We start from the raw sequence: 10,380 nt of genomic DNA on the forward strand, positions 1-10,380 counted from the left end.
GAAAGGAGGCGGTTATATGGCAGACAATTTTGGCTTGAAGATCGGGATTGAAGGCGAAAAGGAATTTAAGAACGCCATTCGTGAGATTAATCAAAGCTTTAAGGTACTAGGCAGCGAAATGAACCTTGTTGCATCTCAGTTTGATAAACAAGATAAATCAGTTGAAGCTGTTACTGCAAGAAACAAGGTGCTGAATAAAGAGATCGAATTGCAGAAAGAAAAAATAGCTACTTTGGAGAAAGCCCTTGCCAATGCCGCCTCTTCTTTCGGAGAAACCGATCGGCGTACTCAGTCTTGGCAAATACAGCTTAATAACGCCAAAGCCGAACTGAACAAAATGGAGCGCGAACTCGAACAGTCTGCTGAAAGTGCAGACGAGCTTGGGGACGAATTGAAGGAAAGTGGCGACAATGCCGAAAAATCCAGCTCGAAATTTGAGAAGCTGGGCAGCGTTCTTAAAGGTGTTAGCGCGGCTATGGGTGCTGCAGCGGCCGCAGCGGGAGCTGCTGCCATCAAGCTGGGAAAAGAGGTCGTGCAGCAGTTCGGAGAGCTTGAGCAAAACCTCGGCGGTTCTGAAGCCGTGTTTGGAGAATATGCTGAACGTATCCAGAAAACAGGAGAAGAAGCTTACAAGAACCTAGGCTTGTCCCAATCCGAGTACCTTGCAACTGCCAACAAAATGGGAGCACTGTTTCAGGGTGCTGGTGTCGATCAGCAAAAAAGTCTGGAGCTTACTGAGAAGGCCATGCAACGGGCGGCAGATATGGCTTCGGTTATGGGCATTGACATGCAGACTGCCATGGAATCCATCGCTGGCGCAGCCAAGGGTAACTTCACCATGATGGATAATCTGGGTGTCGCCATGAACGCCACTACCATCGAAGCTTATGCTCTTGCAAAAGGGCTGGACTTTGCCTGGAATAGCGCAACCAATGCCGAAAAGGCCGAGATCGCCATGCAGATGTTTTTTGAAAAAACCGAACAGTATGCTGGCAACTTCGCAAGAGAGTCTACCCAGACCATCAGCGGTTCTATTGGTCTTTTACAAGCCTCTCTAAGTTCGTTTATAGCAGGACTTGGCAATGCGAACGCTGATATGACGAACCTAACACAAAATCTTGTGGATGCCTTTCAGGCTGTAGTTAAAAATATCATACCGGTTTTGGAAAATATAGTGGCCGCTCTGCCGGAGGCAACCGGTGCGATTATCTCAGCAGTCAAAGATCTGCTTCCCGTGCTGTTGCAAACTGTAACTGAATTGTTCTCTCAGGTGCTTCAAACTCTCTTGAGCCTGCTGCCGGAGCTGATTCCAGCAGCAGTAGATGCAGTCATGACCATTGTCAGAGCACTCATTGATAACCTACCTTTACTCATTGATGCAGCGGTGCAGCTAATCACAGCGTTGGTAATGGGGCTTGGAGAAGCATTACCGGAGCTAATTCCAGCAGCAGTTCAAGCAGTGATCACCATTGTGCAAGGGCTGCTGGATAATATGGACAAAATCCTTGAAGCTGCTTTTACATTGATTCAGGGACTGGCGCAGGGACTTTTAAATGCATTGCCAGAACTAATTGAAGCACTGCCGAGGATAATTACAACAATCATTGAATTTGTGACGAACAACATGCCGAAGATCATAGAATTAGGAATTACGCTTATAGTACAGCTTGCTGCCGGGCTTGTGAAAGCCATTCCAGAATTAGTAAAGTCCTTACCTCAGATTATTGCGGCTATAATTGAAGGTTTGGGTAAGGCGGTTGTTTCGGTGGTTGAGATCGGTAAGAACATTGTAAAAGGCATATGGGAAGGTATTAAGAGCCTTGGTAGCTGGATTAAGGATAAGGTTTCCGGTTTCTTTTCCGGTATTGTTGATGGAGTAAAGAATTTTCTTGGAATCAGATCTCCGTCCACTGTTTTTGAAGGTATTGGCGGCAATATGGCACTGGGTATTGGTGAGGGATTTGACAAGGCTATGGCCAGAGTGGCGGACGATATGCAAAATGCAGTGCCGACAGATTTTAATATATCTCCTGACATTAATGTAAGTGGACGAGGTGGATTTAGCGGTTTAGCTTCTGGGCCGCTTGTTGTGGTGCAGCAGATGATTGTTCGTGGTGAAGAAGACATACGTAGGATTTCACAGGAGTTATATAACCTGATGCAGACAGGTTCAAGGGCGCAGGGACGTTTTATAACAGCATAATGGAGGGAAGCATATGGGATTTATCTACAATGGAATATCGTCGCAAAGTATGAAAATACGAGCAAGACTTACCAAATGGCAGGTCTCCCCTGCCCTGCGCAATTCCTTTGAAACTGTGCCGGGCAAAGCAGGTATTGCAGATTTTGGCTGCGATATATCAGAACGAAACATAATAATTAGCTGTAGTGTGCTTCCCCAGCGCAGTTTTGCCGATCTTGTATCGGTTCTTGATAATGTTGCTGAATGGTTAAATCCGGAAAACGGGCTTAAACAACTTGTTCTAGATGATTTGCCCGACCGATATTTTATGGCTCGCTTATCAGAAGCGGTTGACTGTGAGCGGATATTGCGGACAGCGGGCAGCTTTGAACTTCGGTTTGTTTGTCCCGAACCATATGCTTATGCGTTGGAAGATGAGGTATTTGTTCTTTCTGAAACAGGTCTGCATGAGCTGGAGAGGGTTAAAGGAAATGCGGATTCCAATCCGGTTTATCTCTTGAAGGGTTTGATATCAACGTCCTCATCAAGCTATATTTCGCTTATTACGAACGGCGAGGAATTGAGAATTGTTGGCTTATTATCTGAAGGTGAAACTCTGATTGTCGACTCCGGCATGGTAACAGCTAAGGTTATTGATGAAACAGGCGGAACCTTGAGAAATGGTCTTCCCAGCCTGCAGGATCTGAATTTTCCAATTCTCAGGAAAGGTGTTAATCATATTGAGATTGCTGCAGAAAACGCGACCTTTACTGAGTTAAAAATACAGGCAAAAAGCAGATGGAGGTGATAACATGGCGATAAAATCAATTCTAACGAGCCAAGAGGATTTTACCGGTGAGTTTCCTGTAACATCAAGGACGTCTGCTTTATGGCGATTTAATGAAAAAACACCAGACGAAAATCTGCAGCTTATGGACTCATCGGGGCATGGCAGACATTTTACCATCTCCGGCTGGTCAGGGACATCAGCAAACCTTATTGCTGGAAGATTCGGAAGATACTTTAGGCAAAATATTGTTAATCCGACTTCTGAAAAGACCCATCTTATAGCAGAAAATGATGGGAGTTTCTTTAGCAATCTGGGCGAAAAGATTGTTGTAGGCGGTTGGATTAATCCTACCACCTATTCGGTCGGCCAGACATATATACCCATATTCAATACCCGCCAAGGACCTGGTCAGCCAATTTTTTATGTTTCACTTTATCAAGGAAGACTTAGGCTGATGTTGTATAACTCCTCCGGCACACTAATCTACGACCAGAGTGAAACAGCTACCATTACCTTAAAAAACGGCGGCTGGTACTTTATCGCCTCCATCATTGAAGTAAGCAACAAAAAGGTACAGAACATCATATGCGATCGCAGCGACGGGGCAACCTGGGTGTCGCCTGTGCGTTCCTTTTCCGGAGAACTGAACCGGGAGTGTATTGCAAACATTATTATGGGGATGCATGCAAATACCTACTACTATGCCGGAGGCTTTGATGACTGGTTTCTGGAAACGGACTCACAGCTTACAGTAGACGATTTGCTGTTGTATTTTAAGTCGTCTTTACATGCAAACGGTGGGGATGCGGCTTCGGATGTAGATGCTTTGGCAGAGCCTGGCGCAGTCACCCTTAAAGCAACAGATGGCGAGTATCCTGCAAGTGGCGTACTTTATACAAGGGCGGTTCCATGTGCATTATCGGGCAGCGGTCGTGTAGCTGTGACAAGCGAATATACTGCAGGTGTTACTTCAGTGTCTCTAGTAGAGACCAGCACAAGCGATGATCTTGAAGAATGGTCTGCATGGCAGGCTGTGGGAACCAGCGGTGAACTTCAATCGCCAAATCGGCAATATATAAGGTTCCGTGTTACCCTTACCAGTAGCGATCCGTTGAAGACGCCAAAACTTCTGGAAATACAGCTTCATGATATACCGAAAGCGCCCTATGAGAAATTAGGCTTTGCCCGTCCTGTGGTTTTGGATAAAAACGGAGCATGGGAAGCTGTTCTTGAAAATGCTTTTGATATCATTGTCACTGGTGAAGTGAACGGTGCGGATACGCTGGAATTCAAGCTTCCGTTCCATGATCCAAAAAGAAGCACACTGGAAAATGAAAAACAAGTGCAAATCGTAAATGACATTTACCGGATCCGAACCTTAACGGACAATAAAGGCGAAGATGGGCGTGTTATCACGCAAGTATATGCTGAAGCGGTGTTTTACGATCTGTCTTTCAGTGCGGAAAAAGAACCTATGGACTTCAATGCGGATACTGCAGATGTTCCGATGCAATATGCACTTTTGGGTACAGGCTGGACAGTAGGAAATGTTACTGTCACTACGAAACGGACATGGCAGTGTACAGAAAAAAATGCCTTATCCATCCTTCGCACCGTACAGAATATTTATGGCGGCGATCTGGTGTTTGACAGCGCCAACCGCCAGGTACACCTTTTGACTTTTAGCGGTACCGACAGCGGAGCGCTTTTTTCATATAGAAAGAATTTGAAAAGTATTCAGCGGGTAGTCGATACACGCGAATTAGTGACAAGGTTATATGCTTATGGAAAGGACGGAATGACCTTCGCTTCGATTAACGGAGGTAAGGAATACGTGGAAGATTACACTTTTTCCAGTGAAGTGAGGGTGTCGACGCTTGATTGTTCGTCGTTTACAAATCCGTATCAGATGCTGGAATATGCAAAAATGCGGCTTGCAGAATATTCGAAGCCTCGCGTTTCTTATGTACTGTCTGCAATGGATTTATCTGCGCTAACCGGTTATGAGCACGAAGCATGGAAACTGGGTGATATTGTTACAGTGGACGATAAAGAACTAGGCCTTTTGGTAAAGACACGTGTTGTGCGTAGGCAGTATAACTTGCAGGAGCCTTGGAAAACAGTGATTGAGCTTTCAACTAAACTGCGGGAACTCGGCGATTCTTCAGCACAGTGGGACAAGGCAGCGGATGCGCTGTCCTCAGCAGAGTTGATAAACCGTCAGGAAATTAAAGATATGGTACCATTCAACCATCTGCGCAATTCCAGAGCGGATGATGGTTTTGCCTACTGGGTCAATTCCGGATTTGAAGTGGATACTGAGAATGGTGTTTCGGGAACTGCTTCCTTCAAGGCTGTTGGTGTACCTGGTATGACAAAGAGTCTGTCACAGACGGTATACCCAGCAACACGTAAAAGCTATACATTTTCAGCGCAGATTGCTTCAGAAAACCTTGAAAAGGGTGAAAACGGCCAAGTTGGTGTTGAGATAGTCATTGAATACGAGGACGGTACAACAGAAACAAGATTTATAGACCTGATTTGAGGGTGATGATATGGCATATTTCAATCAGACTGCACACAGTATTTCTCCCAAAAGTATCAGCAGAGTCAAATCTATCACCATCAGGCTGTGCGTCACTGACTGCACCGGCACAGTGTACTTTACAGACTTATTGCTTCAGGGCGGTTCGGTTTCCACTGGATGGATCGGGCATGTATGCGAAATTCAGTGGACATTAGACGGGTAGGTGAAATGGATGCAGTTTTCAAGATTTACAGAAACCATACAACTAAAAAGCAATAAACATGTGGTGGGCGTAACTGTGACACTCAAGATTTCCGACTGCACCGGAACAATCTATTTCACCGACCTGCAGCTTCAGGATGGAGATCAGTTGACAGGCTATACCGTCCACACGAGCAAAATGCTAACGAAAATGCAGGAAAACGGGCAGCCAGTTCCGCCCCGGCATTATAACGGTGTGGTGCGAACAGCGGAGACTGTAATTTTATTCAACCTGGGTAAAACTTCTGCTGGTCTTGACTGCTATATCTATCCTATACAGGATATGGCCGCAGGAAGTATTGAAATATCCCAAGGTATGGGCGCGCATAAGGTAAAGTTTCTTGACCCGGTTAATGCAGGCGATGAGCTGGCGCTCAAGGCTTCCACCCGCCAATGCCTTAAAAACGGAAGCCCTACTCGTAAGGATGGATTTTATCAATACTCTGCGGCATGGGATAGCAAACATATGGTGAAGCTGGAAGAGAGAAAATCGGCGCGGGTGCTCTTTGAATTTCAGGAGATGCAGGAAGGCGGTGACCGGTTGTGAGGGATTATTTAAAAGGTAAGCGGTGCATGGTGTGGAGTTTTATGGGAAATGCCCGAATGTATGAAGCACTTAGAGACTACGGCGACCGCTTTGATACGGTAGGCATTTTTACTTTTGAGGTTGACGAAACAGGCACAATCACTGAAACCGGTACCAGCATCAGCAGCATGCTTCCGTATATTCAGAAATGGCCGCACATTAAGTGGCTGCTCACTATTATGAATCATGGAATAGCCAATATTTTTACTGCACTTCGCAACAACGAAAACGGTGCAAAGGATAAGTTTCTCACTGAAATCATCCGAATCATGAACAAGTATCCATGGTGCGCTGGGGTAGATATTGACCTTGAGCGCGGTGGAGGTTATGAAAACAAGGATGCGGCGAATGCTTTATTTAGGGATATATATAATACAGTTAAGTCTTATGATGCAACAAAGCTTGTCAACATCTGCCTGCCGGGTATGACCGGCGTTCAAGGCTCGGTGGGCGGTGAAAACTGGTGTGTTTATGCCGATCTTAACGACTATTGCGATACCGCCGCCATCATGAGCTATGGCATGGCATGGGCGGGCTCTGCTCCCGGCCCAGTATCTCCTCGTGACTGGCTTGAGGGCATATATGATTATGCTGTTTCCGTTATGTCACCCGATAAGATATTCATGGGGTTGCCTGCTTATGGCTGGAACTGGAGGATTCATGATACACCTGAAAACCTTGGAATAACCTATCGAGGGGTGTCTAATACCTACTATGCGGCAAAATACTGGATGACTGGGGTTTACAATTTCACAGGCGATGCACCGCCCCAGCCGTTTATTCCAATTGTGGCTTACTGGGATGACTATAACAAAGTACCTTGGGCTCTTCCTCATGTATATGATTATATGGAAGGATGGGATGCTGTATCCTGGGAATATCCGCTGCTAAAAGGGGTTTATAACAGGCGAAGATATTTGACAAGCTATGGCAAGGAGCAGAAAGCGGAGTTCGGAACCATTTATATTGACAGGAACGGAGTTCCGGATGAATACGAAGGAAATGTCATTATTACTGATGAGATGGCCTCACTTGGAGATGACCAGGCGTCAGCAGAGTACCGTTTTGAGATAAGAGAAGCGGGATATTACGATATTGCAGTACAGCTTTGCTTTCCTTACTGGGACAAAAATGCGATTATCGTTTCCCTTGATGGTGAATCAAAGACTTTCAGCGAGAACCGTTTATGGTGGCCATACTGGAGAAGAGTTTGCTGGTTGACACTTGCAAAAGGTGTATTTCTCCAAGAGGGAACGCATGCTGTCAGCATAAGCGGTGGTGTGCCGGGAGTCCAGTTTTACGGTTTTAGGGTTTGCAGTGGATTTTCGGAGTATCCCTTTGCCGGTGAAGCCAGCTTTATGCTCTCTCCTCGTCGGTTCAAGGATGTAAATGGTGTGATGGTTGAGCCGGATCGAGGTTTTAAACTGACCTTTGAAATGTTGCGAAGAAAACCCGACTCGGCGCTTATTTGGTATGAGGATTTTCGGGACAGGAACATCCTGCCTGAAAATTACTGGACTGTGTTGGACGGCGAATGGGATGTTTGGCAAGATCCAAACAGCACAGAAAGCCGCCCATATTCCCAACTCGAGGGATATGGCAAACTTGCATGGAAATACGACGGGTTTTCCGACATCCATATCCGGGCAAGGCTGGCTTTCCCTCAAAATAGCAGTGGACGGGCTGGGGTGTTCCTTGGGGATATTTTCTGCTGCTTAAACTATGACACGCAAAGAGTCGAGCTTTATCAAGGTAATTCCTTGCTTGGTAGCTATTCCACCAGTTTCTCAAAAACTGTAGATGCCGATCTTCGTGCTAATCCGAATATGTATACTATAGAGATGCGAAAACGCGGCAATAAGGTAAGAGTATATTCTGGTGCAGCTTCAACCCTGCGTTTCACAGTGAATGTAAACGGTGGTAGTGGTTATGCAGGGTACAGCTCGGACAACCGGACGGTATGCGAGCTACTGAGACTGGGCGATGCGTGGGTATATGAACCATACGAGCGTTTTGATGTGGAACTCCCGGATGGAACTATAACCAGCTTTGGCAGGCTTGCTCGCACTGGTGTCACGTGGGATGATGAATTTCAGGTGTTTTCAGTAAATAACGATGTGGAGGAATCGATAACTCGCAGTGAGGACATTTCGATGGACTATGACTTCTTCCACTCACAACTTTTGGCTCTTTCTTGCGGTAATGACTATGAAGTAAAGATTATACCGAAAGACATCAATATCTGGATATCCCGTCTCTTCCTCGGAGATGCAGATGGTTTTTCTATTCTGTATTATCAGGATGCAGACAGCCTTGTTTACTGGGCAAACGAAGCGGCTTATCGATGGAAACTGCGAGGTATAGCTATCTGGTCTCTTGGGCAGGAGGATATGCGGCTGTGGGAGGCGCTTCCGAAGCAAATATAGTTTAGAAGTTTTATTTATTCAGCGCTTTGCTTTAAGGCAGGGCGCTTTTTTATATGCAAAACTCAAGTTGAACGGAGGTTTAAGACAATGAAAACAGTATGGAACTGGGTACAGGCGGTTTTTACTGCTATTGGCGGATTTCTTGGCTGGTTTCTTGGAGGGCTGGATGGATTTTTATATGCACTCATCGCTTTTGTAGCCATTGACTATGTGACCGGAGTGATGTGTGCCGTTGTAGACAGAAAGCTTTCGAGTGAAGTCGGGGCCAAGGGCATCTTTAAGAAAGTGCTTATTTTTGTACTTGTAGGAGTAGGACACATCATCGACAGCCAGGTGCTCGGCAATGGCGGGGCAATCCGGACAGCGGTGATTTTCTTTTACCTGAGTAACGAGGGAATTTCAATTCTTGAGAATGCAGCACATATAGGACTGCCCATTCCTGAAAAGCTGAAGAACGCATTGGAACAACTGCATGATCGCTCAAATGAGGAGGATGAAAAGAAATGAAGCTTTTTACTAAATACATGACGCGAAACGATTGCTATACAGCAGGCCGCAAAATCACGCCTAAAGGAATCATGGTACATTCGACGGCTGTGCCGGGTGTAATGGCGGCTGAGTGGTTTTCCCGTTGGAACAAATCTTACAAGGCCGGCGAAATAAATAGGCAGGTATGTGTTCACGCTTTTGTAGACGATAAAGAGGTTTGGCAATACCTGCCTTGGGATCATCGCGGGTGGCATGCGGGAGGAGCAGCCAACAATACCCATATTGGCTTTGAAATCTGTGAGCCTGCTGGGTTTTCGTATAAATCCGGGTCGGTAATGGTGGGTTATGATGCAGCAAAGCAGGAAGATTATTTCCGTAAAGCGTGGCAGAATGCTGTTGAACTCTGCGTTATGCTCTGCAAGAAGTACGGTCTTAATGAGAATGACATCATCTGCCACTCGGAAGGATATAAGCTCGGTATTGCCAGCAACCATGCTGATGTGATGCACTGGTTTCCCAAGCATGGGGAGAATATGGACACTTTCCGTAAAGCAGTAAAAAAAGCGCTGGAGAACAGTACAGATATCAATACTGATATTGGAATTGGAGATATGGTGGAGTTTAAAGTCAGTGTAAAGAATTACTACCCCGGCAGTGTGGAAGTTCCAACGTGGGTCAAAAATGACTATTACCACAGGGTCACACAGACTTTATACAAAGGCAAGCCGGTCATAAAAGGCGGCAAAGAATGTGTTTTGCTTGGCAAAAAGGTTAAGAAATCCGGCGGTTATAAATGTCAAGATTAAAATGTAACTTTTTGATCATTTAAGAATGTAGCTTTTTTACTCATCCTCTTGTTTAAAATGATCTTTTAAGCGATATGATTTTCCATTAATAGAAACAACATGAGCATGGTGTAAAATCCTATCTAAGATAGCATTTGCAATAACTGGATCATAGAAAACATCATCCCAAGCATTAAAATTTATATTAGTTGTTAATATCGTACTCTTTTTTTCATATCTCATATCAATAAGTTGAAAAAACAACTTAGAATCTTCCTTATCTATTGGTAAATAACCTAATTCATCTATTATTAGAAGCTTATACTTGCTAAAA

General features: G+C 45.2%; 9 protein-coding genes. 8 read left to right on the top strand and 1 reads right to left on the bottom strand.

The window, feature by feature from the left end:
* Window positions 1-16 precede the first annotated feature (16 nt).
* From B5D11_RS11875 to B5D11_RS11910, 8 genes are all read left to right on the top strand, one after another.
* Entirely contained in the window at window positions 17-2,203 is a 2,187-nt protein-coding gene (locus tag B5D11_RS11875; RefSeq protein WP_078683234.1) for a phage tail protein, read from the top strand.
* 13 nt (window positions 2,204-2,216) lie between these two features.
* Window positions 2,217-2,990, top strand: coding sequence for a distal tail protein Dit (locus B5D11_RS11880; RefSeq protein ID WP_078683235.1), 774 nt, complete (start codon window positions 2,217-2,219; stop codon window positions 2,988-2,990).
* 4 nt (window positions 2,991-2,994) lie between these two features.
* Complete coding sequence (locus B5D11_RS11885; protein WP_078683236.1) at window positions 2,995-5,517, top strand: phage tail spike protein; 2,523 nt, start codon at window positions 2,995-2,997, stop codon at window positions 5,515-5,517.
* Between the two features lie 10 nt (window positions 5,518-5,527).
* Window positions 5,528-5,722: a hypothetical protein gene (locus B5D11_RS12870; RefSeq protein WP_078683237.1), complete on the top strand. Its 195-nt coding sequence runs from the start codon at window positions 5,528-5,530 to the stop codon at window positions 5,720-5,722.
* A gap of 9 nt (window positions 5,723-5,731) precedes the next feature.
* Window positions 5,732-6,307, top strand: a complete 576-nt coding sequence (locus B5D11_RS11895; RefSeq protein ID WP_078683238.1) for a hypothetical protein — start codon at window positions 5,732-5,734, stop codon at window positions 6,305-6,307.
* Complete coding sequence (locus tag B5D11_RS11900) at window positions 6,304-8,772, top strand: glycosyl hydrolase family 18 protein (RefSeq protein ID WP_078683239.1); 2,469 nt, start codon at window positions 6,304-6,306, stop codon at window positions 8,770-8,772. The genes B5D11_RS11895 and B5D11_RS11900 overlap by 4 nt, the downstream gene beginning before the upstream one ends.
* An 87-nt stretch (window positions 8,773-8,859) precedes the next feature.
* On the top strand, window positions 8,860-9,279 hold the full coding sequence (locus B5D11_RS11905) for a phage holin family protein (protein WP_028306864.1): 420 nt from the start codon (window positions 8,860-8,862) through the stop codon (window positions 9,277-9,279).
* On the top strand, window positions 9,276-10,067 hold the full coding sequence (locus tag B5D11_RS11910; protein ID WP_242942289.1) for a peptidoglycan recognition protein family protein: 792 nt from the start codon (window positions 9,276-9,278) through the stop codon (window positions 10,065-10,067). Before B5D11_RS11905 ends, B5D11_RS11910 begins: the two co-directional genes overlap by 4 nt.
* Before the next feature lie 36 nt (window positions 10,068-10,103).
* On the opposite strand, the gene B5D11_RS11915 is transcribed toward B5D11_RS11910, so the two are convergent.
* Window positions 10,104-10,380 (bottom strand): ATP-binding protein (locus B5D11_RS11915; RefSeq protein WP_180377015.1); only part of this gene is annotated, 277 nt, incomplete at its 5' end.

Origin of the sequence: Clostridium sp. USBA 49 (assembly GCF_900167505.1) — a bacterium.
Taxonomy (GTDB): Bacteria; Bacillota; Clostridia; order Clostridiales; family Clostridiaceae; genus Clostridium_AT; species Clostridium_AT prolinivorans.

What these genes read in the sequence shown, in the direction of transcription:
- B5D11_RS11875 (WP_078683234.1), top strand. Translation starts at nt 17, where the DNA reads ATGGCAGACAATTTTGGCTTGAAGATCGGGATTGAAGGCGAAAAGGAA.
- B5D11_RS11880 (WP_078683235.1), top strand. Translation starts at nt 2,217, where the DNA reads ATGGGATTTATCTACAATGGAATATCGTCGCAAAGTATGAAAATACGA.
- B5D11_RS11885 (WP_078683236.1), top strand. Translation starts at nt 2,995, where the DNA reads ATGGCGATAAAATCAATTCTAACGAGCCAAGAGGATTTTACCGGTGAG.
- B5D11_RS12870 (WP_078683237.1), top strand. Translation starts at nt 5,528, where the DNA reads ATGGCATATTTCAATCAGACTGCACACAGTATTTCTCCCAAAAGTATC.
- B5D11_RS11895 (WP_078683238.1), top strand. Translation starts at nt 5,732, where the DNA reads ATGCAGTTTTCAAGATTTACAGAAACCATACAACTAAAAAGCAATAAA.
- B5D11_RS11905 (WP_028306864.1), top strand. Translation starts at nt 8,860, where the DNA reads ATGAAAACAGTATGGAACTGGGTACAGGCGGTTTTTACTGCTATTGGC.
- B5D11_RS11910 (WP_242942289.1), top strand. Translation starts at nt 9,276, where the DNA reads ATGAAGCTTTTTACTAAATACATGACGCGAAACGATTGCTATACAGCA.